The following is a 26,752-nucleotide window of genomic DNA, read 5'->3' as shown; positions in this document are numbered from 1 at the left end:
TCAGTGTCCTTCCGTTCGATGGACAGGAGGGGCGGCATCCGAGGCAGGGGTGGCTCCCGGGCTCGGGGCGGCTTCACCGGCGTCCTCGGCGTCGACGTAAAGAGGTGTCCTCAACCGCGAGAAGGCGAAGACCTCGGCGACCTGCCAGGCGATGACGGTGGCGAGAGCACCCGTGAAGAACCAGGTGCGGTCGAGCCAGCCCGGCGTTCCCAGTAAGAAGAGGACGGCGGCGAAGCCGACCACCTTGATCGCATAGGTCACGGCGAAGAGCCCGAGGGCTCCGGACGGGTTCGTCCGTCCTGTGTAGTGCCCGATGAGGAGGCTGATGCCGAAGAAGGCGATCACGAGGGCGGCGCCGAAGAGCACGCTCAGGCCGGCAGCAGGCGCCGTCGCAAGGGTTGCAGCCACCGCCAGCACGACGGCGACGGTTCCGCCTGCGGCGGCACTGCGCGACAGGATCCCCAGCCAGGGCGATTCGGTGGCGCCCGATACCGGTACGAGGTTCGGGCGATCGGGTCCGTTCACCGGATGATCCGGTCGTGGCACGTTCTGTCCGCTCTGTCTGCTGCGCCGTCCGGCGCCCTGCTGCTCCTCCGCCGACGGCGTCGGGAGGTCTGATGCCGGATCAGCGGGACTGGTCGTCGTCGCGCCCGGCGCCTGAAATTCTACCGCACGCGGGGCGGGCCTCCGGGAGTCAGGCTTCCGCCGTCGCCCGGCGCCGGGCTACCGCGCGGAGGATCCGCGGTGAATAGAGGTAGAGCGCGACGACGACGGCCGCGAACAGCGAAACGGACACCGCGAGGGGCGCGGGGGCAGTGGCGAGCACGAAGCCGGCGGCAGCGGTCAGCGCCGAGAGGATGCTGACGAAGATCGACACCTGGACGTGGTTGAGGCCGGCGTCCGTCAGCCGCTGGTAGACGTGCTGGCGGTGGGCGGTCGAGAGCCGCTCACCGCGTCTGGCCCGCCGGAGGAACGTGGTGAACGTGTCCGCGAGGTAGATCAGCACCGGCGAGAGGAGGTACTCGAGGTAGACCCCGGCGAGTAGTCCGGTCACGGCGATGGCGGCGATGGAAGCACCGAGCAGATAGCTGCCCACGTCTCCGAGGAACACGAAGCCCCGCCCCAGGTTCCACGGCAGGAATCCCGTGAAGGCAGCGGCGACCACGAGGCCCGCGACCGTCAGCCACACCTGGTCGCTCAGCACGCCTGCCCACGAATAGAACAGGCCGACGACCAACCCGTGCATGCCCGAGATCCCGTTGATACCGTCCATGAAGTTGGTGGCATTGATGTAGGTGGCGAAGGCGACGGCTCCGACCGGGACCCACCAGTAGCTGCTGTCGTCGATCGACGTCGCGAGCGCGGCAGTGCCGATCGCCCCGATGACGAGTTGCGCCGACAGGCGGACCTTGACGGACAGGCCGCGGAAGTCCTCGACCCAGCCGAGGGTGGAGGCTGCTGCCACCAGGACGACGATGACGAGGATCAGCGAGCGGTCGACCGCGACCAGACCCGTGACGAGCGAAAGGACCAGCGCTGCCAGGATCGCCACCGCCACGGCCAGTCCCATCCCGCGGATGACGACGGTGCTGTGGGAGGACCGGTCGTTGGGGATGTCGATGACCCCCAGCCGCCGGAGCAGGGGCTTCACGACGACCGGCAGTGCAAGCGAGAGGACGAGCGCGACAAGCCCGACGACGACCAGGAGGACGCTCACGACGCACCGCCGCCGGCACCGGAGGTGGAGGGCGTGGACGGCCGCGACGCCGAGGTGGAGCTGCTATGGCGGACGGTGCCTGCCGCGTCGTTCTTCTCGTACGCCGATCCGCCGTCGGGCGTGGCACCGGGCTCGATGGCACCGAGCTCCGTGGCTGCATCGAGCGATGCGATGCTCCGCTGGTCATGTCCGAAGCCGCCCTCGGCTTTCCATTCCTGCAGGCTGAGCTGCTGCGGGTCGAGCGGCACAACCGAGGTGTGCGAGATCTTCGGGTGGAGTGGACGGGAGTCCTCCTCCCCCACGCCCATCAGGTCCTCATGCATCTTCTCGCCGGGCCGCAGTCCCGTGAAGACGATATCGATGTCCTTGCCGGACATCGCGATCATGCGCTGCGCGACGTCGAGGATCTTCACGGGTTCCCCCATGTCGAGGATCAGCACCTCGCCTCCCCTGCCGATCGCACCGGCCTGCACCACGAGCTGGCATGCCTCGGGAATGGTCATGAAGAACCGGGTGACGTCGGGGTCGGTCACGGTGATCGGACCGCCGTTGCGGATCTGCTCCGTGAACAGCGGGAGCATGGAGCCGCGACTGCCGATGACATTGCCGAAGCGGACGGACACGAAGCGCTGCCCCGTGCGCTCCGCGTGCCAGGACGCGAGCTTCTCCGCGACGCGCTTGGAGTGACCGAGGACGCTCGTCGGATCGGCTGCCTTGTCCGTCGAGATGTTGACGAAGTTGGTGACGCCTACCGCCGCGGATGCCTGCAGGACATTGAGCGATCCCTGGACGTTGGTCTTCCAGGCCTCCTCGGGATACTGCTCCAGCAGGGATACGTGCTTGAGGGCTGCCGCGTGGAACACGACCTGCGGCCTGCGGTCCTCGAAGATGTCGAGCAGGGCGTCGGCGTCGCGGATGTCCGCCAGCACGGTATCCCTGCCGGTCAGGAGGCCGCGTCCGGTGAGGGATATCTGCGTGGACTGCAGGCCGGTCTCGTCGCGGTCCAGCATGATGAGCTCGGCCGGGGCGAAGGCCGAGAGCTGCCGGCACAGCTCCGAGCCGATCGAGCCACCGGCACCTGTCACCAGCACTCGCTTGCCGGTGATGTAGCCGGCCACGTCGTCGGGGTGGATGTCCACCGGGCGCCGCCCGATGAGGTCCTCGACGGCGACCTCGCGGAAATCGGCGATCGCCGGGCCCGTGGCCCCGAGCATGTCCCGCAGCGGGGGCAGGACCAGCACCTTGATCCCGAGGCCCGCCACGAGGTCGGAGACCCGGCGCACCTGAGCCGCCTCGACCTCCGAGAAGGCGATGACGAGGATCGATGCCTGGGTCCTCGTAGCCACCTCACGCAGGTCGTCGATGCGGCCCAGGACGGGCACGGCGGAGAGTCGGAGGTGCTTCTTGGCGGGATCGTCGTCGATCAGCCCGACGGGGAAGTAGGGCGATTCCGGATCCTGCATCATCCGGTTGACGAGGGAGTTGCCGAGGAACCCGGCTCCGTAGATCAGCGTCCGCTGGGCGTCCTCGCCCGGCTTCGCCTTGCTCTCGACGTACATCCTCTTGAGGTACCGCGTGGCCGCGAGGAACATGCAGGCGAAGGGGAAGGCGATGATGCCGATGCTCCGCGGCACCTCGATCACGGTGAAGAACGCGACGCTGACCAGGACGAGGATCACCCCGACGAGCACCGCGACGATGACCAGGAGCTTCGCCTCGTGGAAGCTGCCGAAGCTGTACCTGCCGCGATAGAGCGCGAAACTCAGGCCCACCACCAGCTGCGCGACCACGGCGACCGCACAGAATGCAGCGATGCCCGGGACGTTGACTTCCTTGACGAGGAGTTCGTAGCGCAGGATCAGGGCAAGGAGGATGGCGACGATCCAGGCCGCCGCATCCAGCAGGTACTGCGACCACAACCAGATGGCCGGTTTGTCGCCGGTCGAGGCTGCGGCGGTGGAGCCGGGTGTCCGGGCGGTAGCCCGGCCTTCGTTGAGTCCCATGATTCCTAACGGTGTCATGCAGGCCGACACCGCCTTCCACACTTCACGTGCTGCCGCCGGGAGACCCGGCACCGGTAGTGCCGGGACCGGACCGGCAGGGGCTGGAACGCGGTGTAATAGACTGCTACTACCCGAGAATACTAACTGCCCCGCCTGCGCCAGGCCTGTTGCGCACTGCCCTGGCGCGGCCTGGAAGGAACAGGTTGTCCGCCCCTGACGCCGGCTCTCCCCGCGTGTTCATCGTCATCACCACCTTCAATCGGGCAACCCACCTGCAAGAACTCCTCGGCTCCATCGCGTCCCTCGATCCTGCACCCGCGGGCGTCATCGTCGTCGACAATGCCAGCACCGACGGGACCACCGCGGTACTCGCCGCGGTGGACCTTCCCGTGCCGGTCATCGTGCATCGGCTCCCGAGCAATGTCGGAGGTTCGGGCGGGTTCGCGGCCGGGGTGACGGCCGGACTCGAGGAGGGCGCCGACTGGCTCTGGCTGATGGACGACGACGTCGTCGTCCTCCCCGACGCCCTCGCCTCCTTCGCTCCCTGGATGGGCCGCTACTCCTGCATCCACGGGCGCCGCCTCGACCACGCCGGGAACCCCTTCTTCTGGCAGCACATCCTCAACGAGTCCCTCGGCGTCCATCTGCCGGTCCGCGGCGATGTCTTCGCGTCGTCTCCGGTCTTCCACACCAACGTCGGCTGCTTCGAGGGGATGCTCGTCTCGGCCGACGTGGTGCGGGAGACGGGTCTGCCGGATGCGCGCTTCTTCCTCAACGGTGACGACACCACCTACGGCTGGCTCATCTCGCAGCAGCACCCCGTGGCCTACGTCGACGCGTTCGTGCTCCAGAAGACCCGCCCCCAACGGCAGATCGACCTCGGCGTACGTCACCTGAACGATTCGAGCGACCTGTCGCGGTTCTGCGGCATGCGCAACCGCGGGCACCTCGCACGCTACCTCCAGGTCAACGGCTGCTACTCCCGCGTGGGCTTCGGACTCGGGACTCTCCTCTCGACGGGCAAGGAGGTCGTACGGCTGGTCGCCGTCGAGCGAACACTGTCAGGGGTCTCCGCCCTGTGGCGGGGTTGGCGAGCCGCGCGCGTCATCCTGCGGGATCGGGACTGGCGGCCTGAGCCGCCGCTGGCGGACCCGGCCGTGCAGGCGGAACGCCGGTGAGCTGGCTCGTCCTCGGCGGGTCCGGCTTCGTCGGGTCCGCGATACTCCGGGCACTCGAATCAGCAGGCGTCGAGGCCCGGACCGCTCCAGCGCCACGGCTCAGGACCGCGGCGGACACACCGGAGGCGCTGGCCGAAGCCGCCGTCCGTGCTGACATCACGACGCTGGTGGCACTCATGAAGGGGCACGATGTCGTCGTCAACGCGGCGGGACTGGCCACGCCGTCTGCGTCCGCCGGCGCCGACCTGCTCGGCGCGAACGCTCTGCTCCCCGTCGTCCTCGCCCGCGCGGCCGGCGAGGCGCGCGTCCGGCGCTTTCTCCACCTGAGCAGCGCGGCTGTGCAGGGGAGAACGGCAACGCTGGACGAGACGGATGCCGTACGGCCGTTCTCGGCCTACTCGCGCAGCAAGGCCCTCGGCGAACAGGGCCTCGCTGCGCTGCGGCTCCCCGACCTGTCCGTGGTGACGGTGCGGGCCACGTCGGTCCAGGGCACGGGACGCCCGATGACGACGGCTATCGCCCGGCTCGCCCGCTCACCGCTGGCCTCGGTGGCTTCACCGGGCAGCGCGAAGTCCCCCATCACCTCGGTCGAGGCGCTGGCCGACCTGGTGGTCGCGGCGGGGCGCCACGACGACGTCGTGCCCCGGATCGTCCTGCAGCCATGGGAGGGACTCACGGCCCGCTCGGTCCTCGAGGCGGCGGGCGGGCGGCCCCGTGCGCTGCCGGCGGCCCTGTGCAGGGTAGCCGTGGCAGGAGGCTATTCGGCGTCGATGCTGATGCGCGGACGCCTCGACGGACACGTGCGCCGTGTGGAACTGATGTGGTTCGGGCAGGATCAGGTGCCCGGCTGGGCCGTTCAGGCAGGTATCGTCCCGACGGCCCGGGTGCGGGACGTCCTCGCCGCTGCCGGCGCTGCAACCGGGGGCACCGTCTGGAGGTAAACCGTCAGGAGGTGAAGGGGCCGGAGCCGCCGGACACCGCCGGCGCGTCGTCCACCGACTCTGCCGGTGTTCCGCTGCCCGGCTCTGCCGGCGCAACCTTCCCCGACTCTGCCGGAGTCCCGACGCCCGGGTCGGCGCCGTCGATCCCGACGATTCCCGGCACGACCTCGCGCAGCCGTTCCAGCGAAAGAGTGCCCTGGCGTACGACCCGCAGGGTCTCCCCCGTCGCATCGACGATCGTCGAGCCTGTGCCGCCTCCCGCTGTCCGTGGGCCTGCGTCCAGGTACACGGCCACGGATTCCGCCAATTGTCCTGCTGCCTCGGCGGCCGTCGTCGCGGCCGGCTGGCCCGTCCTGTTCGCCGAGGAGACGGCCAGCGGCCCCGTGAGGGTCAGGAGCTCGAGGGCTACCTCGTCGTCGGGCATCCGGAGGGCAACGGTACCGAGTGCGTCACCCAGGTCCCAGGTGAGGGACGGCTGGGAATGGCAGATCAGTGTGAGGCCACCGGGCCAGAACGCCTCGGCCAACCTGCGCGCGTCGGGAAGGACATCCGTCGCGAGGCCGTCGAGCGTCTGGATCCGTGGGATGAGGACCGGCGGCGGCATGTTCCGGCCGCGCCCCTTGGAGGCCAGCAGGGTCGCGACGGCCTGGGGTGAGAAGGCGTCGGCTCCGATGCCGTACACGGTGTCCGTCGGCAGCACGACGACCTGCTTGAGCGAGACGGCCCGCTGGGCTGCGGTCAATCCCTCGCGTTTCTGAAGGGGGTCGGAGCAGTCGTAGCTAGTGGTCACCGGATCATCTTTCCATCAGGGGGGACACGCCTGCGCGCATCAGGCGGGTGGGTCAGGGGCGGACTCAGGCCGACGGCGGCGGGCCGAAGCCCGTGCCACGGAAGCCTGCCGAATATGCTGCGAACCAGGCCCGCAGGCCTCTCAGGTCGCGCTGTGTGAGGAAGTAGTAGGGGAAACCGATGACGTCCGCACCGAACCATCGAAGGTTCCGGTACTTGCGGGCGAGGTAGGCCCGGTTGCGGAAGTAGGAGAACCGCTTGAAGTCGCCCTCGGGGATCACCGGGGTGATGAAGCCACCGAAGATCGGCTTCATCTCCGTCCAGGTGGCCGGGTGGCGGACGGCCACGGTGGCCAGGGTCCCGTACTTCAGACCGGCCTTCCGCACGCGTGCGAGGAAGTCCACCTCGTCCCCGCGGATGAAGAACTTCATGTCCGGCAGCCCGATCTTCGAGAACACCTCGGCGCGGATCAGCGCCCCGTTGAAGAAGTGCACCATGTCGGGCAGGAAACCCATCGGCTCCAGCGTCGCGCGGTCGTTGGTCAGCCGTCCGTTGATCCGGAAGTTGAAGGACAGGCGAGAGGGGTCGGAGGTCGCCGCGACCAGTGGACTCACGATGTCGAGCTCGTGCTCGTGCGCGGCGCGGAGCAGTTCGGTGAGGCAGCGCTCGTCCTCGGGATGGCCGTCGTCGTCCATGAGCCAGATCCACTGGGCCCCGCTGGCGATCGCCGCGAGGATCGCGAAGGCGAAGCCACCCGCACCTCCGAGGTTCGCCTCCGAGCGCAGGTAGTGGATGGTGCCCTCGGCGGCCGCAACGACATCACCGGCCGGCTTCGTGCCGGAGTCCACGAGCGCCACCGTCACGATCGGTGCTGTCTGGGCGGCGAGCGAGCGCAGGAGTTGGGCCAGCTCCCCGGGGCGGTCGTAGGTCACCGCGGCCACGGCCACGGTGTCGCCGGTCGATGGTGCCTGGGTCGGCTGCTCCGTCATCGTGATGCCTGTCCTGTCGTCGCTGTCGATCCTGTCGATGCCTCGTCGTCGCTGAGCACGGCGCTCGTCGCCCGGTCCCGTCCGCCGAGGTCCTGGTGCGTCGTCACCGAGGACCAGACGCCGGCCTGCACGAGGAAGGCGGCGACCCAGGGCGCCTGTACCTCGGCGTGCTCCATGACGAAGCTGCCGCCGGGCCTGAGGAGCCGCGCAGCAGAGGCTGCGGCGGCCCGCGGCAGCTGCAGGCCGTCCGCTCCCCCGCCGTACAGGGCCATCTGCGGATCGTGCTCCGCCACCTCGGGCTCGTTCGGCACGGCTTCCGCGGGGATGTACGGCGGATTGGAGACCACGATGTCGAAGGAGCCGTTGTGCTCGGGAAGGGCCGTCGCGAGGTCGGCCTGGATCAGGCGCACCCCGAATTGCTCGAGGTTCGCTGCCGCCCACGCGAGTGCCAGGCCGCTGAGCTCGACGGCGTACACCTCCGCGCCCGGCACCTCGTCCGCTATCGCCGCGGCGATCGCCCCCGATCCGGTGCCGAGGTCGACGATCTTCGGGCCGACCATACCCTTGGCCAGGTCGATCACGAACTGCGCCACGGTCTCGGTCTCGGGCCGTGGGATGAAGACGCCGGGCCCGACCGACAGGTCGAGGCGCCGGAAGGACGCCGTTCCCGTCAGGTGCTGCAGGGGTACCCGCCGGGCACGCTCGTCGATCAGGGCGTGGAAGCCCTCGGGGATGTCCGCTCCGGTGAGGGCGAGGGCACGCAGGCGTCCCCTTGAGACCCCGAGGAGGTGGGCGGCCAGAAGTTCGGCGTCGACCCTGGGGCTCGGGACGCCTGCCTCGCGGAGCCGACGCTCCGCTGCCCGCAGGGCTTCCTCCACGCCTACTCGTCCGAGCCGATGGCGTCCAGGCGGGCCTGCTCGTCCATCTCGATGGCCGACTGCACCACGGGCTCCAGCTCGCCGTTCATGACGGCGTCGAGGTTGTAGGCCTTGTACCCCGTGCGGTGGTCCGCGATCCGGTTCTCGGGGTAGTTGTAGGTGCGGATGCGCTCCGAACGGTCCATGGTGCGGATTTGCGACTTCCTGATGTCGGAGTTCACCGCATCGATCTTCTCCTGCTCGTGCGCCAGGATGCGTGAGCGCAGCACACGCATGGCGGCCTCACGGTTCTGCAGCTGCGACTTCTCGTTCTGCATGGCCACCACGATGCCCGTGGGAAGGTGCGTGATCCGCACAGCGGAGTCGGTCGTGTTGACGGACTGCCCGCCGGGCCCGGACGAGCGGTACACATCGATCTTGAGGTCGTTCTGGCTGATCTGCACTTCCTCGGGCTCGTCGACCTCGGGCAGGACTAGGACCCCCGCGGCGGACGTGTGGATGCGGCCCTGGGACTCCGTGACGGGTACCCGCTGGACACGGTGTACCCCGCCCTCGAACTTGAGTCGCGCGTAGACGCCCTCGGCGGGATCGTTCGACGATCCCTTGATGGCCATCTGGACGTCCTTGTAGCCACCGAGATCGGATTCGTTCGCCGAGAGGAGCTCGGTCTTCCAGCCCCGGGACTCGGCATAGCGGGCGTACATCCGGAGCAGGTCCCCGGCGAAGAGCGCAGCTTCGTCGCCACCCTCGCCGCCCTTGACCTCGATGATGACGTTGCGGCTGTCGTTCGGGTCGCGCGGGATCAGCAGTCGTCGCAGGCGCTCCTGGGCGACGGCGAGCTGCTCCTCGAGGACGGGCACCTCGGCGGCGAACTCCGGGTCTTCGGAGGCCATCCCGCGGGCGGCCTCGAGGTCGTCGTCAAGGGCGGCCCACCGGTTGTGCGCATCGACGATGCGGCCGAGTTCGGCGTACCTGCGGCCGAGCTTCCGCGCCAGCGCCTGGTCGGCGTGGACAGCGGGATCGGCGAGCTGGTCCTGCAGCTCGGAGTGTTCGTCGAGCAGTCCCTGGATGGACTCAAACATCGGGTATACCTCTTTCGGCGTGTACGGCCAGTCTACGAAGAACATCGGGGCGGAGTGGACGTCACCACTCGGGTGGTCGTGCATGCCGTCCCCGCACCGGACGCCGGTCCCGGCGTGCGGGCTTAACCCGAAAACCGCCCTGGAACGGGACCACGGGTTCCGGGCGTCCGGCAGGCTGATCGCCTGCCGGACTCCCTGCGTCGTGGCCCCGTTCCGGGCGGTTCCGTGGTGCTAGTCGGAGTCCTTGGAGCCCAGCGTGGTCTTCTGGACCTGCATCAGGAACTCGACGTTGGACTGCGTCTCCCGGATCTTGTTGGTGAGCAGCTCGAGTGCCTGCTGGGTCTCCAGACCCGACAGCACGCGGCGCAGCTTCCACATGATCTTGACCTCGTCCGGCGAGAGGAGGTTCTCCTCGCGCCGTGTGCCGGACGCGTTGACGTCCACCGCGGGGAAGATGCGCTTGTCCGCGAGATTGCGTGACAGGCGGAGCTCCATGTTGCCGGTGCCCTTGAACTCCTCGAAGATGACCTCGTCCATCTTGGAGCCGGTCTCCACCAGCGCGGTCGCGAGGATGGTGAGCGAGCCACCGTTCTCGATGTTGCGCGCGGCACCGAAGAAGCGCTTCGGCGGGTACAGCGCTGCCGAGTCGACACCACCGGACAGGATGCGGCCCGACGCCGGAGCAGCGAGGTTGTAGGCACGGCCCAGGCGGGTCATGGAGTCCAGCAGGACCACCACGTCCTGGCCCATCTCCACGAGGCGCTTGGCACGCTCGATGGACAGCTCGGCGACCGTCGTGTGGTCATCGGCCGGGCGGTCGAAGGTCGAGGCGATGACCTCGCCCTTCACGGTCCGCTGCATGTCGGTGACTTCTTCGGGACGCTCGTCGACGAGCACCATCATGAGGTGGACCTCAGGATTGTTGATCGTGATGGCGTTGGCGATCGCCTGCAGGATCAGCGTCTTGCCCGCCTTGGGCGGCGAGACGATCAGCCCGCGCTGGCCCTTGCCGATCGGAGCCACGAGGTCGATGACGCGCGGACCGATCTTCTTGGGATCCGTCTCGAGCCGCAGGCGGTCCGAGGGGTACAGCGGTACGAGCTTCGCGAACTCGACGCGGTCCTTCAGGTCCTCTGCCGGCTGGCCGTTGACCGTGGTGATCCGGACCAGGGCGTTGAACTTCTGGCGTGCGCTGGCCTGGGTCTCGCCATCACGGGGTGCGCGGATGGCGCCGACGACGGCGTCGCCCTTGCGCAGGTTGTGCTTCTTGACCTGGGCGAGGGATACGTAGACGTCGTTGGGGCCCGGCAGGTAGCCGGAGGTGCGGACGAAGGCGTAGTTCTCGAGGACGTCGAGAATGCCCGCTACGGGCAGCAGGACGTCGTCCTCGGTGACCTCGACGTCGTCGACCTCGGGGTTCTGGGTGCGTCCACGGCGGCGGTCGTTGCGGTCGTTGCGGTCGCGGAAGCGGCTGCTGCGGTCCTCGACGACGGGACCGCCGGTGCGGTTCGCGCGGTTGCGTCGGTTACGTCCGCGACCCTCGTCGTCGTTCGCGCCGTTGGCGCCGTTGTTCCGGTTGTCGCTGCGCTCGCTGCCGTTGCGGCCGCCGTCGTTCTGGCTGTCGCTATTGCCGGTGTTGTTCCCGCCGCTGTTCGAGCCGTTCGTGAACGTTCCGTTCGCACCGTTGCCGGATCCGTTGTTCGAGCGGTCCTCGTCGCGGCCGTTGCGTGAGCGGTTGCGTCGCTCGTTGCGATCGGCACGGCCCTCGCCCTGCTGGCCGGACTGGGTCTCGGCCTGCGTGTCGTTCTGTGCGGTTGCCTGCGTCTCGCCCTGCGGGGCACTGGTGGATTCGTTCTGACCCGACTGCGCGTCTGAACGGTCCTCGCCGCGGCGGTTGCGGCGGTTGCGCTGGTTGCGGCCTCCGCTCTCGCGGTCACCGCGATCCTGCTGCTCGCCGGCCGGTGAGTCCTCCGAGCCCTCGCGGGAAGGAGCCTCGACCTGCTCGCTGGTGACGACGGCGGCATCCGATGCAGGTGCGGAGACGACTCCGTCACTCCCTGCACGACGGTTCCGGTTGCGGGTGCGGGGCTGGCGCTCGGCTGCCGGCGCCTGCTCGTCCGCGGTGCGCTCCTCGGAAGCAGGGGCCGGAGCATCTGCGGTCGAGGGTCCTGCGGTCGAGGATCCTGCAGTCGCGGTGTCGGCCGGAGCGGTGCGCTCTGCGTCGGCGGTGCGCTCGCTCCGGACGGAGGGAGCCTTCTGCCGATCGGCGACGGCGCCGCCGCGCTGGTGGTCCGAGATCGCGGACACGAGGTCGCTCTTGCGCATCCTCGATCCGCCGGTGATCCCGAGCTGTCCGGCAAGAGCCTGCAGCTGGGCTAGCTTCAGGCCGGCAAGGCCGCTGCTCTTGGAAGTTGTTGCGCCGGTTGCTTCGGCGTCTTGGGTGGCCACACCTGGTAACAGGTCAGTGGTGTCAGTCACGAAGGATCCTTCCCCCTCGTCGGGCGGCCACCTGATCAGTGGTCCGCGGTGGTTTGCCCCGTGCCGCATATGAAGCAGGCGGGGTTCAGCTGGACCGAAGGCTATCCGGCGTCGGCTGGGTGTGCTGTGAGCCTGAGGATGTCTTCGTGCGTCAGATCTGGCCCGAACGCACGAAGATAAGGTCGGAGGCTACACCGGAGGATGTGCTACTGCTCAAGGAACCTGCAGTTTTCGTGGCGGCCCTGAGAAAAGGACGGCCGACTCAACAGAAGCACACGATGTCTTGAGAGACACAATGATTCGCGAGGCGCACAGCGTACGCCGGAACGATCATTACCCTTGGTGCACTCCCACTTTAGCACCTACATGCTCGATCGCGAGCCGGAGGATGCGCCACGAGCCGGGCGTGTCCACCTGCCCGACCAGCTGCCGCACGGCCTCCTCCGCCGCAGCCGCGCCCGCCTCCCCGACGGCGAGCGTCATGACGCTCGGTCCCGCCCCGGAGATGGTGCTGGCGAATCCCGCCGAACGCAGCCCGCGCATCAGGGTGGCACTCGGCAGCATGGCCTGGGCGCGGAAATCCTGGTGCAGGGAGTCCTGCGTCGCAGGGAACAGCAGTGACGGATCGGCTCCGAGGGCGTGCACGAGCAGTGCCGCGCGGCCCGCATTGGCTGCGGCACTGCGATGGGACACCGACGGCGGCAGGAGGGCCCGGGCACTGTCCGTGGACAGCGCGAGCTCCGGGATGGCGACGACGGGGATGATGTCCGGATGCACCTCGACGCGCGTGCTGTGGAAGGCGTAGCCGCTCTCCCAGGAGATGGCGAGCGCGCCCAGAAGGGCCGGGGCGACGTTGTCGGGGTGGCCCTCGATCGAGGCGGCCCACTGGAGGAGATGCGCGGCGTCGAGCCGACGATCGACGGGCAGCAGCGCGTTGGCCGCGAGCACTCCGGCGACGATCGCGGCTGCGGAGGAACCGAGGCCCCTGCCGTGCGGGATCACATTCGTGGTGTCCAGCTCGAGCCCCGATGCCCGGAAGCCCCCGCGGCTCAGCGTGCTGATCAGTGAACGCGCGACGAGGTGCGTCTCATCGGTGGGCAGGGCGGCAGCGCCCTCCCCTGTTGCGCGCACCGTCGTCGTGCCCGACGTCGTGGTGCGGACCCGGACGGTATCATGCAGCGCCAGCGCGAGTCCGAGGGTGTCGAAACCCGGTCCGAGGTTGGCACTGGTGGCGGGTACCCGGACCACCACGTCCTGGCCCGACTCGACGGAGGGGAGGTCGGCGACGCCGCCTCCTGCCTCGACCGACGCCGGCACAGGCACTGCAGGCAGGCCTGCCATCTCAGTCCTCGAGCCCGAGTGCGGCGGCGACGCTGACGACGTCGAATTCCACCTTGATGGGTTCGATGTCGGAACCGTCCGCGGTGCGCAGCGCCCACTGCGGGTCCTTGAGGCCGTGGCCCGTGACGGTGATGACGATGGTCTTGCCCGTGGGCACGAGTCCCTCGGCGTGTTTCTTGATCAGGCCTGCCACGCCGGCGGCCGACGCCGGCTCCACGAAGACGCCCTCACGGGCGGACAGCCAGCGGTGGGCATCGAGGATCTCCTCATCCGTCACGGCCTCGATGAGACCGCCGGATTCGTCCCGGGCGGCGACGGCAAAATCCCAGGACGCCGGGTTGCCGATGCGGATGGCGGTGGCGATGGTGTCGGGTTCCGTGATCGGGTGGCCCTTGACGAGCGGCGACGCACCCTCGGCCTGGAAGCCCCACATGATGGGAGTGCGGGTGGCGACGGCGGGAAGTTCGCCGTGGTGCATGGACGCGTACGGCGCCGCGTACTCCTTGTAGCCCTTCCAGTACGCGCTGATGTTGCCCGCGTTGCCAACCGGCATGAGGTGGTAGTCGGGAGCGTCACCGAGGGTGTCGACGACCTCGAAGGCGGCTGTCTTCTGTCCCTCGAGCCGTGCCGGGTTCACCGAATTCACGAGGAACACGGGGTAGGCCTCGGCGAGCTTGCGGGCGACGTCGAGGCAGTTGTCGAAGTTACCGTTCACCTGCAGGAGCTGCGCGCCGTGGGCGATCGCCTGGCTGAGCTTCCCCATGGAGATCTTGCCGTCCGGCACGAGGACCGCACACGTGATCCCCGCCTGCGTGGCATAGGCCGCGGCGGACGCCGAGGTGTTGCCGGTCGACGCACAGACGACGGCCTTCGCGCCGGCCGCTACGGCCGCCGTCATGGCCATGGTCATGCCGCGGTCCTTGAAGGATCCCGTGGGGTTCATGCCCTCGACCTTGAGATAGACGGTGGATCCCGTCAGCTCGGACAGGTGGCGGGCGTGCACGAGCGGCGTTCCGCCCTCACCGAGGGTGACGACCTCGGTGGCGTCCGTGACGGGTAGGCGTTCGGCATATTCGCGGATGACTCCGCGCCACTGGTGGGCCACTTAGATTCCCTCTACTCGTAGTACGGATGAGACGGCGGTGATGACATCGAGCGCTGCGACCTGCTTCACGGTGGCCGCGAGGGAGGCCTCGGGCGCGCGGTGCGTGACGATGCGCAGTTCGGCGGTGGTGCCGCCGTCGGACCCTCCCTGGTGGATGCGCTGGCGCATCGTCTCGATCGAGACGCCGTTCTCGGCGAAGATCTGCGCGATGCGCGCCAGGACACCGGGCTGGTCCGCGACCTGCAGGCCTATGCAGTAGCTCGTGCGCACGGTGTCGATGCTCAGCGGCGGGACGTGGCCGGTGGTGGTCTCCGTCCTGCCGGGCCCACCGAGCACCATGCGTCGCGCTGCACTGACGACGTCGCCCAGGACGGCCGAGGCGGTCGGCGTACCGCCGGCACCCTGGCCGTAGAACATCAGCTCGCCGGCGTTCTCGGCTTCGACGAAGACGGCGTTGAAGGCCCCCCGCACCGCGGCGAGCGGGTGGGAACGCGGCAGGAGGGTGGGGTGGACGCGCACGCCGACACCCGCGGCTCCCGCCTCATCGGTGAGTATCTCGGCGATGGCGAGAAGCTTGATGACATAGCCGTCCTCGGCCGCGGCTGCGATGTCGTCGGCCGTCACGGAGGTGATGCCCTCGCAGTAGACGTTCTCCAGCGCGAACCGTGTGTGGAAGGACAGCGAGGCGAGGATGGCCGCCTTCGCGGCGGCGTCGTGGCCCTCCACATCCGCCGTCGGATCCGCTTCCGCGTAGCCCAGGTCCTGGGCGGCCTTCAGCGCGTCCGCGAACTGGGCGCCCGTGGAGTCCATCTGGTCGAGGATGTAGTTGGTGGTGCCATTGACGATGCCCAGCACGCGCGTGATGCGGTCTCCGGACAGGCTGTCCCGGATGGGCCGCAGGATCGGCACGGCACCGGCGACGGCGGCCTCGTAGGACAGCTGGACACCGGCGGCATCGGCCTGCTCGTACAGTTCAGGGCCGTCCTGCGCGAGGAGTGCCTTGTTGCCGCTGACCACGGCTGCTCCGTGCCGGATGGCGCGGAGGATCAGGGATTTCGCCGGCTCGATGCCGCCCATGAGCTCGATGACGATGTCCGCCTGCTCCACGAGCGACTCCGCGTCGGTGGTGAGGAGCCCTGTCGGGAGCTCGACGTCGCGCCGCGCGTCAAGCGAGCGGACCGCGACGCCGATGAGTTCGAGCGGAGCCCCGGCACGGCGGCCGAGGTTCTCGGCGTCGTCGAGGAGGATGCGGGCTACCTGGGAGCCCACGTTGCCGCAACCGAGAAGGGCTACGCGCAGGGGCTGTGCGGGGGGCGTTGCAGATGAGTTCATACTGTCCGTGGGGCTCCTGGATCCGTTGCGGGCACTGCTTTTGCGGGCGAGGCCGGCTCGCGCTGGACGTCCCTGCGGAACAGGTCCTCCTCCGTCTCGCCGCGCACGATCAGCCGTGCGATACCGTCGGCCACCGCCACTACGGGCGGGCGGGTCAGGTAGTTGTAGTTGCTCGAGAGCACCCAGCAGTAAGCTCCGGTGCCCGGAACGGCGAGGAGGTCACCTGCTCCCGTGTCGTCGGGAAGGTAGACGTCCCGCACCACAATGTCACCGCTCTCGCAGTGTTTTCCAACCACGCGGGAGAGCACAGGATCGGCATCCGGCGTGCGTGAGGCCAGGACGGCCGAGTAATCCGCGCCGTAGAGCACCGGACGGGCGTTGTCGCTCATGCCGCCGTCGACCGACACATAACGTCGCGGATGCGTCACGGAGGTGTCCTGCACCACCTCGGATCCGTTCGCGGCGGCGTCGACCCGCACCGTCTTGGTGGTGCCTGCGGTGTAGAGCGTGAAGGTGGTCGGTCCCACGATCGCCCGGCCGGGCTCGATCGAGATCCGGGGCACCCCCAGCCCCAGCCTCGTGCAGGTGGACCCGACGACGGCGGCCATGGCCCGCGCGATCTCCGCCGCGGGACGGGGCTCGTCGGCCTCGGTGTAGGCGATGCCGTAGCCGCCGCCGAGATCGAGCTCCGGGAGTTCGACTCCGTGCCGGTCACGCACTCCCGCCAGGAAACCGAGCAGCCGCTGCGCCGCGAGCTCGAAGCCCTCCGATTCGAAGATCTGCGAGCCGATGTGGCAGTGCACGCCGAGCAGGTTGATGCCCGGGTGTGCCAGCGCGTCCGCGACCGCCCGGGCCGCGGGCGAGGAGGCGCCGTCGGCCTCGGCTCCGCCTGCACCGTCCCTCCCGCTCCCGGCCGCCTGACCCGGTCCCTGCTCGGTGGTCAGCGAGAGACCGAACTTCTGGTCCTCGTGCGCCGTGGCGATGAACTCGTGGGTGTGCGCATGGACGCCGGGGGTGAGCCGCAGCATGACGTTGGCCGTGCGTCCGCGCTGCACGGCGAGATCGCCGACGAGCGCCACCTCCTGGAGGCTGTCGACGACGATCCGCCCGAGGTCGGCATCGATCGCGCGCGTGATCTCCGCCGCTGACTTGTTGTTCCCGTGAAGGCCCAACCGGTGGCCGGGCATGCCGGCGCGGAGGGCTACGGCGAGCTCGCCTCCCGAGCAGGTGTCAAGCCCGAGCCCTTCCTCGCGCACCCAGTGGACGACCTCCGTGCACAGGAAGGACTTGCCCGCATAGAAGACGTCCACTCCCCCGCAAAGATCCTGGAAGGCTTCGTCGAAGGCGTTCCGGAAGGTCGCGGCACGCGCGCGGAAATCACGCTCGGACATCACGAACAGCGGGGTGCCGAACTCCTGGGCCAGATCGGCGACCGGCACGCCGTCGATCCGCAGGACGCCGTCCGTCCCGCGCTCGACGTCCTCGGCCCACAGTTTGGCATCGAGCCGGGCCTGGTCCGTCGGTAGGGACAGCCAGCCCGGGGCGAGCGGTGATGCTTCGGCGACCACTGCTACATCCTTTCCGGCGCGGAGACGCCGAGGAGGTCGAGACCGTTCGCGAGGACCTGCTGCGTCGCGTTGTTCAGCCACAGGCGTGACCGGTGGACGTCCTCCACCGGCGCGTCACGGAGCGGTGCGACGCGGCAGGCGTCGTACCACCGGTGGTAGGTTCCCGCGATGACCTCGAGGTGGCGGGCCACCCGGTGCGGCTCACGGAAGATCGCGGACTGCGCGACGATTCCTGGGAACTGGCCGAGGGCGGCCAGCAGCTCGCCCTCCGTGGGATGGTTCAGCGAGGCGGCGTCGAAGGCGGTGGTGTCCACTCCCGCCGAGACGGCGTTGCGCGCGACGGCGTGGGTCCTCGCGTGGGCGTACTGCACATAGAACACGGGATTCTCGTTGGTCCGCCTGGTCAGGAGGTCGAGGTCGATGTCGATGTTCGAATCCGCGGAGAACCGGGCAAGGGTGTACCGCGCGGCGTCCACGCCCACGGCGTCGACGAGATCCTCGAGGGTCACGACCGTCCCGGCGCGCTTCGACATGCGGACGGGCGCGCCGTTCTGCACGAGGTTCACCATCTGCCCGATGAGGACCTCGACCGTATCGGGATCGTCACCGAGGGCCGCCGCAGCAGCTTTCAGGCGTGCGACATACCCGTGATGGTCGGCACCGAGCATGATGATGTTGAGGTCGAATCCGCGCCGGCGCTTGTTGACGAAGTATCCGATGTCGCCTGCGATGTAGGCCGGGGCGCCGTCCGATTTGATGACGACGCGGTCGCGGTCGTCACCGAAGTCCGTCGATCTGAGCCACCAGGCTCCGTCCTCGTAGAAAAGATTGCCCGAGCCCTTCAGCTGCTCGAGGAGGCCCCCGACGAAGTCGTTCTCGAACAGCGAGTGCTCGTGGAAGTAGACATCGAACTCCACCCCGAAGTCCCGGAGCGACTTCTTGATGTCGGTGAACATGAGATCGACGCCGACCGCACGGAAACGCTCGACGGCGTCGGCTTCGCCGAGACCGAGGACATCCGGCTCGGCGGCGAGCACACGCTGCGCGATGTCCTCGATGTACTGACCGCCGTAGCCGTCCTCCGGAGCGGTCCGGCCGGCCGCGCTCGCGTAGAGGGAGCGCGCAAACCGTTCGATCTGCGCGCCGTGGTCGTTGAAGTAGTACTCCCTCACCACGGACGCGCCCTGGGACTGGAGCACACGTGCGAGTGCGTCTCCCACCGCAGCCCAACGGGTCCCGCCGATGTGGATGGGACCGGTGGGATTCGCCGAGACGAACTCGAGGTTGATCTTCTGGCCGGCGAGCGCAGCGCTCGTGCCGTACGCGGGTCCCGCCTCGACGATGGTCCGCGCCAGCTCGCCCGCGGCTCCGGCGTCGAGGGTGATGTTGAGGAAACCGGGACCGGCGATGTCGACGCTCTTGACGCCATCGATGCCGGCGAGGCGGTCGCTGAGGAGCTGTGCGAACTGCCGCGGATTCATTCCGGCCTTCTTGCCCAGCTGCAGGGCGATGTTCGTGGCCCAATCCCCGTGCTCCCGGTTCTTGGGTCGCTCCACCCGAACCTCCGAGGGGAGGTCGATACTGAGGTCACCCGCTTCGACGGCAGCCTTCAGGCAGGCGGAAATAGCGGCAGAGAGTTCTTCGGGAGTCACCCGTCCAGCATAGCGGCGCCGCTCCGGACACCCTGATTTCCGTGACGGCGGTAACGTTCTGCGACAGGACGACGCAGCGGACAGGACATCGGGGACGTGCGCGTGCAGTCCGGAAGGGCAGAAGAAACGAATCGAGATATAGAACGTTGGAACAGACCAGTACGTTACTTTAAGATTCAATGACCCTCGGCGCGGAGCCTCTCCGCCCGTTCCCGGTACGGCGACCCACCAGGAGCATCCAGTGACCATGACAGGGCGAACCGACGAACCCTCGACCGAACAGACCGGCCGGCCCGGGTTCCCCCTTCACAAGCGTGTGCTGACCGCACTCGCCGCCGTCTCCATCCTCGGTGCCGCAGGCTGCGCCGGAGCGGAGGCACAGGCGCCCACGGACGGAACCCCCGCATCGGAGGCGCCTGCGTCGGACGCTCCTGCTGCCACCGGGGAGTCCGCACCGGCGGGTGGACCGGCAACAGCGGAAGCCGCTGCAGGCAGCCAGACCTACGAGGACGGTTCCTACACCGAGACCGGGTCCTACCAGTCCCCGGCCGGGCCCGAGGAAGTGGGCGTGACCATCACGCTCGAGGCCGACGTCGTCACCGCCGTCGAGGTCGAGCCGATGCCGGACAACCCGACCACCACCATGTACCAGGAGCGCTTCGCCGGAGGCATCTCCGACGCCATCGTCGGCAAGAAGCTCGATGAGCTCGCCGTCGACAAGGTGGCCGGTTCCTCCCTGACCAGCGGGGGCTTCAACGAAGCTACCGACAAGATCAAGAGCGAAGCGCAGCTCTAGGTCGTATCGGGCATGTCGCGCACCTTCTGCTTCGAGGCGATCGGTACCAGTTGGCGCGTGGACAGCAGCGAGCCACTGGCGCCGACCCATCGGGCCGAACTCCTGCGGATCGCGGAGGACTACGACGCGCTGTACTCCCGCTTCCGCGCGGACTCGGGGGTGACGGCACTCGGGGCCTCCGGAGGTTTCCTTCCGCTCCCGCTTCATGGAGCAGCGCTGGGACGCCTTCTGCGGACGCTGCATGACCTGACGGGCGGTGGCCTGTCTCCCCTGGTCGGCGAGCGCCTCGCCGACCAGGGGTACGACGCCGGCTACAGCTTCGTGCCCACGGCGCCCCCCGCACCCGCACGGGCCTGGGACGACCTGCTCGCGTGGACGGGGGACGGTATCACCCTGAGCGGACCGGCGCTGCTGGACGTCGGCGCCGCAGGCAAGGGCCAGCTCGTCGACCTGATGCTCGAGCGCCTCGTCACTGCCGGGCACGAGAACGTGATCGTGGACGCCAGCGGGGACATGAGGCGGGCGGGGAGCGGCTCGATCACGGTGGCCCTCGAGCACCCCTACGACTCGTCGTCCGCCATCGGGACGGTCAGCCTCGGGTCCGGAGCGCTGTGCGCGTCCGCGTCCAATCGCCGTGTCTGGGGCGACGGCCTGCACCATGTCCTGGATGCGCGAACGGGACGCAGCGTCGACACCGTCGTCGCCACGTGGGTCCTCGCCGAGGACGCCATGACCGCCGACGGGCTGTGCACCGCCCTCTTCCTCGCGGACCCCGACGACCTCGCCGTCTCCTTCGCCTTCGATTTCGTCCTGATGTATTCCGACGGACGGGCCCGCTACTCCGCCCCACTAGCAGGAGCACTGTTCTCATGACCGCAGCACTCGACGGCCTGCTGGGCCGCATGACCATGTACCGCCTCACGCTCACCCTGCTCCTGGTGCTGACCGTCGAGGCACTCGTGCTCTCGCTGACGGGGCTGCTCGCCTACACACCGGCGGAGATCACGGGGACGCTGGTCGCCGCGGTGGGAGGGACGGTCATCGGCACGAGGGTGATGGCCCTGATCCTGCGATTGCGGCCGCACGGGGACTCGTCGCTCATCACGGGCCTGATCGTGTTCCTCATCATGTTCCCGTCAAGCACCGCCGCCGGGCTCGGCGGCATCCTCGTCGCGGGTGCGGCGGCGGGAGCATCGAAGTTCCTGCTCGCCTTCCGCGGTCGGCACATCTTCAATCCCGCCGCGACCGGCGCCGTCGTCGCCACCCTGCTCGGTGTCGGGGCAGCCGCCTGGTGGGTCGCCAACGCCTACATGCTCCCCGTCGTCGCCGTCGGCGCGGCACTGCTCCTCTACCGGACGCGGAAGCTCTCCATGGGTGCGGTGTTCCTCGTGGTCGCGATCGGCATCCTGCTGTTCAACCTGGTGCAGGGCGGCATGACCGTAAGCGCCGGCCTTCAGCTCGTCCTGACCTCCTACCCCGTGCTGTTCCTCCTCGGTTTCATGATGACCGAACCACTCACCCTCCCGCCCCTGCGCCGGCAGCAATGGCTCTTCGCCGTCATCGTCGCCGTCGTCCTCGCCCTACAGACCTCCATTGGACCGGTGTTCCTCGGCCCGGAGTTCGCCCTCGTCATCGGTAACGCCGTGGCGTTCCTCCTGGGACAACGGCGGGGTGTCCGGCTGTCCTTCGCGGGATCCCGGCACCTCACGCCGACCAGCACGGAGCTCGTGTTCGAGCCGACGCGGCCGGTCCGCTTCAAGGCCGGCCAGTACATGGAGCTGAGCCTGCCCCACCGTGGCGCGGACAGCCGCGGCAGCCGAAGGGTCTTCAGCATCACCTCCGCACCCCAGCGGGCCGACGCCGTCACCTTCGGCCTGAGGACGACGGATTCGGGAAGCTCCTTCAAGAAGGCCCTCCTCGACCTGCCGAAGGACGCACAGATTACCGGCACGCTCGTCGGAGGCGACTTCCACCTGCCCCGCGATCCGTCGATCCCCCTCCTGCTCGCCGCCGGAGGGATCGGCGTCACCCCGTTCATCAGCCAGCTCAGGGACATCGACGCGCGGGGCGAGGAGCGCGACGTCGTCCTCGTCTATGTGGTGCGGAGCGAGGAGGAGATCGCCTTCCGGGACGAGCTGACCGGACTCGGGACGCGGGTGGTGCTCTTCGTGCCCTCGGGCGCCGGCACCCCTTCCCTTCCGGGCAACTGGACCTATGCGGGCGATGAACCGTCCGCGGAGGAGCTCCTCGCTGCGGTTCCGGACCTCAAGCAGCGCAGGGTGCTCGTGTCGGGTTCGCCGAGATTCATCGGGGACCTCCGCGCGGTGGTGCGCGCCGCGGGCGTGCCGAGGGTGAAGACGGACGCCTTCCTGGGCTACTGAGGATGGCGGACGAAGCTCCTCCCGCGTTTTCCGACGCAAGCGGTACCTGATAAGCTCGATGAGTCCCTTACCGGTACGGGAGTTCCCGTATCTGCCTTCGTAGCTCAGGGGATAGAGCGTCTGCCTCCGGAGCAGAAGGTCGTAGGTTCGAATCCTATCGAGGGCACCAAGGCTCATGCAGAGTCCACCGCCGTCGGCCACCAGGCCGGCGGCGGTTCTGCTTTTGGTAGGCTCCACTGGACGCGGCCCTGCGGGATCGCTCCAGCACCTACCGGCGGGGGAATCGTGGGGACGAAAGGCACGCCGCGGCACGCGAAAGCGGCACTGGGCGTCCCGGCCCTGCTCACCGTCCTCGTCCTCGTCCTCACCGTGGTCGCGGCAGGCTTCATCGGACGGTTCACCGCCCAACCGGTGGTGGATCCTCCCGTCGACGTCGTGGGCCAGGAGAGCACCGCGACTCCCTCCGCCACCGTCATGACCGAACCGCCGGCCGACAGCGAACCCCTGGTGATCAGCGGCGACACGGCCGCCGCCGCATTGCTCATCCTCGCCATGGCCGGTCTCGCCCTCCTGGTGCGGTTCCTCCTGAGGTTCCGTCGGCGGCACATCGCCGGGAGCGGTTTCCTCGAGCAGGCGGACCTGCAGCAGCCGGGCACCCTCGCGCTCGTGAACGATGCGCTACCGGCCTGGACCGAAGCCACGCGTACCGCCCTGGCCGGGGACGCCGACACCTCCGACGCCGTCATCCGGTGCTGGCTCGACTTCGAGCACCTGTGCGCCGTAGCGGGCGCCGGACGAACGCCCGCCCAGACGACGTCGGACTTCGCCACCGCCGTCGCGGCCGGCCTCGATCTTCCCGCTGAGCCCCTCACCAGCCTCAACCGCCTGTACCAGCGCGCCAGGTTCGGGCGAACGGACGACGACGCCCCGCAGCGCCTCGGCCACGACGACCGCGAGCTCGCGCTCTCCAGCGTCATCGAGCTGTCCATTGCCCTCGCAGCACACCGCAGGATCGCCGGATGAAGAGATCGGCGTGGGCCATCACCGTCGTGCTCGTCCTCCTCGCCCTCGTCGCGGGGTGGTTCTTCGGGCTCGATGCCCGCCACGCCGTGGCCCTCGCCGGTGCCGCGTTCGCCGCAGGAATAGCCAACGGACTCCTGGAGTCCGTCGACGTTCCTCGCGCGACCCTGGCGCCGCTGCCCGAACCGGTCCGCGGCCTCTCGGATCTCCAGGCCCTGGAGTTCTCCCTGTCATCGACGGAACCCGGTACACGCGCTGTTCGGGAAGTCCACGCACTCGCTCTTGCCGTCACCACCGCGCACCCCGGTGCGGCGAGGAGCCCGGCGCTCGAAGCCCTCATCGCGAAGGCGCAGTCCCCGGAGCTCAGCCATCACGAGCTGGGCACCATCGCCGATGAGCTGGAGCGGATCGTTCTCCTCCAGCCGGTGGCGCCACCCCGCCACACCCCGCCAGGAGACCCATGACAGCCCCGGACCGCACCCGTCCCGCCAGCGGAGTGCCGACCGAAGTACCGACCGGAGTACCGACCGGAGCGCCGGCCTATATCGGCGAGGCCGCGCGGATCGGCCGAGAAGTCCTCCACAGCACCGGGACCGTGGTCGTGGGAGCCGAGGGGGCTCTCCGCCTTGCGCTCGCGGCGGTGCTCGCAGGCGGCCACGTCCTGTTCGAAGATCTGCCCGGGCTCGGCAAGACACTTGCAGCCAAGACGCTCGCCCAGTCACTCGGCCTCGACTTCCGGCGCCTGCAGTTCACTCCCGACCTCCTTCCGTCCGACGTGACCGGATCGTCGATCTTCAACCCGGTCACCCGCGAGTTCGATTTCAAGCCGGGACCGATCTTCGCCGGGCTGTTCCTCGCCGACGAGATCAACCGGACCTCCCCCAAGACGCAGTCCGCGCTGCTGGAGGCGATGGCGGAGGCACAGGTGTCGGCCGAGGGCACGACCCTGCCCCTGACGCGTCCCTTCCACGTCTTCGCCACCTCGAACCCGATCGAGTTCGAGGGCACCTATCCATTGCCCGAGGCCCAGCTGGACCGCTTCATGGTCCGGCTGCGATTCGGCTATCCCGGCCACGACGGCGAACAGGACATCATCGCGAGGCGGCTCTCACGCCGTCAGGACGAAACGATGGTGGCGCGGGTGACCACGGCCGAGGGCCTGCTGCGCCTGCAGGCGGTCGTCGAGTCGGTGGGCGTCGACGACGACGTCATCGACTACGCGGTCCGCCTCACCGCCGCGACCCGCAGCCACCCGGCGGTGGAGGTCGGGGCGTCACCCCGCGGCTCGCAGGCGCTGGTGCTGCTGGGCCGCGCACTCGCCGTCCTCGACGCGCGCTCCTTCGTCCTGCCCGAGGACGTGAAGGAGGGCGCTGTGGCCGTCCTCGCGCACAGGATCACGCTGACGCCGTCGTCCTGGGCCCAGGGTGTGGCGACGGAGAAGGTGGTGCGGGACGTGCTGGGCGAGGTACCGACGCCGCCGACGGTGCACCGGAGCGAGCACGGGACCGGGCACCATGGCTAGGCGGTCGGTCACCCACTCCCCCGTGTGGGCCCTCGCGGTGATCATCGCCCTGGTCTGCGTCGGCGCCGGCCTCGTCTCCGGCAGGCCCGACACCGTGGCACTCGCCGCACCGTTCGCCCTCCTCGCGCTCGCAGGTCGAACCACCGCGAGCCGCGAGGACACCGTCATCGGCATCACCGGGGACAGACGGGCGCAGGGAACGGGACGACGCCTGCGCCTGCTGCTCGCGCCGCCCCGGACCGACGGCGTTGCGACGGTTGCGGCGCCGCCCGGGCTCGTCGCCACGATCCTGGCCGCCCCGGGGTGCCCGCCCGAAGCCCTCGTCCTCAGGTCCGACGAGGACTGCCCGGTCCTCGTGGACGGCCCGCTGTCGGGCGAGGCCGACGTGCTCTCGTACGGCTCCATCGGATTCAGCCCGGACCTCACGGCCGCCTCTGCATTTCGGCCCACTCCTCCCGTACGCGTCAGCATCCTCGCGCCGGTCGGCCCGATGCTTGCCCGTCCGGTGTCCCGCCGGCTCGCGGGGATGGCAGGCACGCACGGGTCGAGGCGGCCGGGTGAGGGCGGCGAGCTGAGGTCCATCGCCCCCTTGCAGCCCGGTGACCAGCGTCGAAGGATCGACTGGCGTGCCACCGCGCGCCGCTCGACGGATCAGGACCGCCTGATGGTCCGGCGGACCTTCGCCGATGCCGAGGCATCGGTCTTCCTGGTCGTCGATCAGGGGCAGGACCTGCCCCGGTGCACGTCCGACTGGTTCGAAGCCGGCTCACCGCGGCTCGTTCCGGGGTCCCTGCACGTGGCGCGGGTGGCCGCGACGAGGGTCGCCGCGTCCTACCTGTCCGTCGGAGACCGCGTGGGACTCGATGACCTGTCCGGCACCCGGAGGGCCCTGCGCTCTGCGGCGGGAGCGCGGCACCTCGAACAGATCCGCACCAGGCTCGCCGCGACGTCGGTGATCCCGCGACGACGCCGGCGTCGTGATCCCGTTCCACCGGAAGGCGCCGTCGTCGTGGTGTTCTCCGCCTTCCTCGATCCCGAGCCCGCGCGCCTGCTGCGTCTGTGGCACGCGCAGGGACTCGTGGTCGCCGGTGTCGACTGCGTGCCTTCCCTCGATCGCACGGAGGTGACGACGACGCAGGCACGTGCCGTGCAGCTCACCCTCCTGCGGCGCCGCCTCCTCCTCGACGACCTGCGGCGGGACGGCATTCCGGTCTTGAGCGGATCGAGCGGGGAGATCGGCTCCGGAACCGACGATTCCCTGGAGACCGGCTTCCGCCTCCTCGAGCGCCGGGCCCGCAGGCGGGTGGGTCAGGGATCGGGACCGGGCGCGCGGTGAGACGCGGCGGCACCCCGGCGGTTCCCGATCGGAGTGGACTCGTCCCCCTGTGGGCGCTGCGCTGCGCGACCGCGCTGATCGCCGTCCTGCTCGGGGCCGTCGTCTGGAACGGAAGTGCCTGGATCATCCTGCCGGTCCTGGCGGCGGCGGCCGCTGCGGTCCTTCCGTCGATCGGTCTCGCAGCGCTCACACTGCTCCTGCTGGTCGTGGCCTACGCCGTCAACATGCCGGTCGGGTCGCCTTGGCTCCTCGTCTTCGTCGCCGGACTCCACACCGTGTTCATCCTGTACCTCCTGCTCCTGCACCTCCCCCTCCGCGGCTGGATCAGCGGCGCGGCGCTGCGGGAGCTCGGCGGGTCGCTCCTGCGCATCCAGGCGGTCGCCCAACCGGTGGCCGTCCTCGCACTCCTGGTCGACGACGCCGGCTCCAGCCTCCCGGCGGTCGTCGCGGGCGTGGCGGCTCTCGTCGGCTGGTGCCTGTGGCTCGTCGGTCGGCGGGATCCTGACCCGAAGACCCCGGGTCAGCACTCCTGACGACGCCCTGCAGGGGCACTGGATCCCACCGCTCCCGGACCTGCAGCCGCCATCGGCAGGGCGTGCAGGAGGACGATCCATTGCGGACGAGTCCTGACCGCGCGACGTCGT

23 protein-coding genes and 1 tRNA gene are annotated in these 26,752 nt (G+C 69.3%); 11 read left to right on the top strand and 13 right to left on the bottom strand.

Annotation, left to right across the window (positions count from 1 at the left end; translation table 11 throughout):
- From RCH21_RS01635 to RCH21_RS01625, 3 genes are all read right to left on the bottom strand, one after another.
- Positions 1 to 525 (bottom strand): hypothetical protein, encoded by a 525-nt coding sequence (locus tag RCH21_RS01635; protein ID WP_326962934.1) that lies wholly within the window; start codon positions 523 to 525, stop codon positions 1 to 3.
- Between the two features lie 169 nt (positions 526 to 694).
- A complete protein-coding gene (locus RCH21_RS01630) occupies positions 695 to 1,717 on the bottom strand; it encodes an MraY family glycosyltransferase (protein WP_326962933.1) in 1,023 nt (340 codons plus the stop codon).
- Positions 1,714 to 3,738, bottom strand: coding sequence for a polysaccharide biosynthesis protein (locus tag RCH21_RS01625; RefSeq protein ID WP_326962932.1), 2,025 nt, complete (start codon positions 3,736 to 3,738; stop codon positions 1,714 to 1,716). Before RCH21_RS01625 ends, RCH21_RS01630 begins: the two co-directional genes overlap by 4 nt.
- A gap of 185 nt (positions 3,739 to 3,923) precedes the next feature.
- On the opposite strand from RCH21_RS01625, the gene RCH21_RS01620 reads away from it, so the two are divergent.
- Positions 3,924 to 4,898: a glycosyltransferase gene (locus RCH21_RS01620; RefSeq protein ID WP_326962931.1), complete on the top strand. Its 975-nt coding sequence runs from the start codon at positions 3,924 to 3,926 to the stop codon at positions 4,896 to 4,898.
- On the top strand, positions 4,895 to 5,839 hold the full coding sequence (locus RCH21_RS01615) for an NAD-dependent epimerase/dehydratase family protein (RefSeq protein ID WP_326962930.1): 945 nt from the start codon (positions 4,895 to 4,897) through the stop codon (positions 5,837 to 5,839). The genes RCH21_RS01620 and RCH21_RS01615 overlap by 4 nt, the downstream gene beginning before the upstream one ends.
- Positions 5,840 to 5,843: 4 nt before the next feature.
- On the opposite strand, the gene RCH21_RS01610 is transcribed toward RCH21_RS01615, so the two are convergent.
- From RCH21_RS01610 to argS, 10 genes are all read right to left on the bottom strand, one after another.
- Positions 5,844 to 6,629: an L-threonylcarbamoyladenylate synthase gene (locus tag RCH21_RS01610; RefSeq protein ID WP_326962929.1), complete on the bottom strand. Its 786-nt coding sequence runs from the start codon at positions 6,627 to 6,629 to the stop codon at positions 5,844 to 5,846.
- Between the two features lie 64 nt (positions 6,630 to 6,693).
- The gene (locus RCH21_RS01605; protein WP_326962928.1) at positions 6,694 to 7,617 is read right to left on the bottom strand and encodes a glycosyltransferase family 2 protein; all 924 of its coding nucleotides are present in this window, start codon (positions 7,615 to 7,617) and stop codon (positions 6,694 to 6,696) included.
- Positions 7,614 to 8,495, bottom strand: coding sequence for a peptide chain release factor N(5)-glutamine methyltransferase (gene prmC / locus RCH21_RS01600; protein WP_326962927.1), 882 nt, complete (start codon positions 8,493 to 8,495; stop codon positions 7,614 to 7,616). Before prmC ends, RCH21_RS01605 begins: the two co-directional genes overlap by 4 nt.
- A gap of 2 nt (positions 8,496 to 8,497) precedes the next feature.
- Positions 8,498 to 9,577 (bottom strand): peptide chain release factor 1, encoded by a 1,080-nt coding sequence (gene prfA, locus RCH21_RS01595; RefSeq protein WP_120148061.1) that lies wholly within the window; start codon positions 9,575 to 9,577, stop codon positions 8,498 to 8,500.
- A gap of 231 nt (positions 9,578 to 9,808) precedes the next feature.
- The gene (gene rho / locus RCH21_RS01590; protein WP_326962926.1) at positions 9,809 to 12,055 is read right to left on the bottom strand and encodes a transcription termination factor Rho; all 2,247 of its coding nucleotides are present in this window, start codon (positions 12,053 to 12,055) and stop codon (positions 9,809 to 9,811) included.
- 333 nt (positions 12,056 to 12,388) lie between these two features.
- Positions 12,389 to 13,396 carry a homoserine kinase gene (gene thrB / locus RCH21_RS01585; RefSeq protein ID WP_326962925.1) on the bottom strand — a complete coding sequence of 336 codons (1,008 nt, stop codon included), beginning with the start codon at positions 13,394 to 13,396 and terminating at the stop codon, positions 12,389 to 12,391.
- Position 13,397: 1 nt separating this feature from the next.
- Positions 13,398 to 14,501 (bottom strand): threonine synthase, encoded by a 1,104-nt coding sequence (gene thrC, locus RCH21_RS01580; protein ID WP_120147969.1) that lies wholly within the window; start codon positions 14,499 to 14,501, stop codon positions 13,398 to 13,400.
- Entirely contained in the window at positions 14,502 to 15,833 is a 1,332-nt protein-coding gene (locus RCH21_RS01575) for a homoserine dehydrogenase (protein WP_326962924.1), read from the bottom strand.
- Complete coding sequence (locus RCH21_RS01570; protein ID WP_326962923.1) at positions 15,830 to 17,401, bottom strand: diaminopimelate decarboxylase family protein; 1,572 nt, start codon at positions 17,399 to 17,401, stop codon at positions 15,830 to 15,832. Before RCH21_RS01570 ends, RCH21_RS01575 begins: the two co-directional genes overlap by 4 nt.
- Before the next feature lie 2 nt (positions 17,402 to 17,403).
- Positions 17,404 to 19,053: an arginine--tRNA ligase gene (gene argS / locus RCH21_RS01565; RefSeq protein WP_326962922.1), complete on the bottom strand. Its 1,650-nt coding sequence runs from the start codon at positions 19,051 to 19,053 to the stop codon at positions 17,404 to 17,406.
- Between the two features lie 247 nt (positions 19,054 to 19,300).
- On the opposite strand from argS, the gene RCH21_RS01560 reads away from it, so the two are divergent.
- From RCH21_RS01560 to RCH21_RS01520, 9 genes are all read left to right on the top strand, one after another.
- A complete protein-coding gene (locus tag RCH21_RS01560; protein ID WP_326962921.1) occupies positions 19,301 to 19,849 on the top strand; it encodes an FMN-binding protein in 549 nt (182 codons plus the stop codon).
- Positions 19,850 to 19,861: 12 nt separating this feature from the next.
- Positions 19,862 to 20,722: an FAD:protein FMN transferase gene (locus tag RCH21_RS01555; RefSeq protein ID WP_326962920.1), complete on the top strand. Its 861-nt coding sequence runs from the start codon at positions 19,862 to 19,864 to the stop codon at positions 20,720 to 20,722.
- Positions 20,719 to 22,230 (top strand): FAD-dependent oxidoreductase, encoded by a 1,512-nt coding sequence (locus tag RCH21_RS01550; protein WP_326962919.1) that lies wholly within the window; start codon positions 20,719 to 20,721, stop codon positions 22,228 to 22,230. Before RCH21_RS01555 ends, RCH21_RS01550 begins: the two co-directional genes overlap by 4 nt.
- Positions 22,231 to 22,323: 93 nt before the next feature.
- A tRNA-Arg gene (locus RCH21_RS01545) sits at positions 22,324 to 22,399 on the top strand.
- A gap of 116 nt (positions 22,400 to 22,515) precedes the next feature.
- Positions 22,516 to 23,253 (top strand): DUF4129 domain-containing protein, encoded by a 738-nt coding sequence (locus RCH21_RS01540; RefSeq protein WP_326962918.1) that lies wholly within the window; start codon positions 22,516 to 22,518, stop codon positions 23,251 to 23,253.
- Entirely contained in the window at positions 23,250 to 23,714 is a 465-nt protein-coding gene (locus RCH21_RS01535) for a hypothetical protein (protein WP_326962917.1), read from the top strand. The genes RCH21_RS01540 and RCH21_RS01535 overlap by 4 nt, the downstream gene beginning before the upstream one ends.
- Entirely contained in the window at positions 23,711 to 24,772 is a 1,062-nt protein-coding gene (locus RCH21_RS01530) for an AAA family ATPase (protein ID WP_326962916.1), read from the top strand. Before RCH21_RS01535 ends, RCH21_RS01530 begins: the two co-directional genes overlap by 4 nt.
- On the top strand, positions 24,765 to 26,108 hold the full coding sequence (locus RCH21_RS01525) for a DUF58 domain-containing protein (protein WP_326962915.1): 1,344 nt from the start codon (positions 24,765 to 24,767) through the stop codon (positions 26,106 to 26,108). The genes RCH21_RS01530 and RCH21_RS01525 overlap by 8 nt, the downstream gene beginning before the upstream one ends.
- The gene (locus tag RCH21_RS01520; protein WP_326962914.1) at positions 26,105 to 26,641 is read left to right on the top strand and encodes a hypothetical protein; all 537 of its coding nucleotides are present in this window, start codon (positions 26,105 to 26,107) and stop codon (positions 26,639 to 26,641) included. Before RCH21_RS01525 ends, RCH21_RS01520 begins: the two co-directional genes overlap by 4 nt.
- Positions 26,642 to 26,752: the final 111 nt, after the last annotated feature.

This window comes from Arthrobacter sp. PL16 (assembly GCF_035985055.1).
Taxonomy (GTDB): Bacteria; Actinomycetota; Actinomycetes; order Actinomycetales; family Micrococcaceae; genus Arthrobacter_D; species Arthrobacter_D cheniae.
The sequence above is the reverse complement of the archived record's forward strand: the minus strand, read 5'-3'. Positions and strand labels throughout refer to the sequence as shown.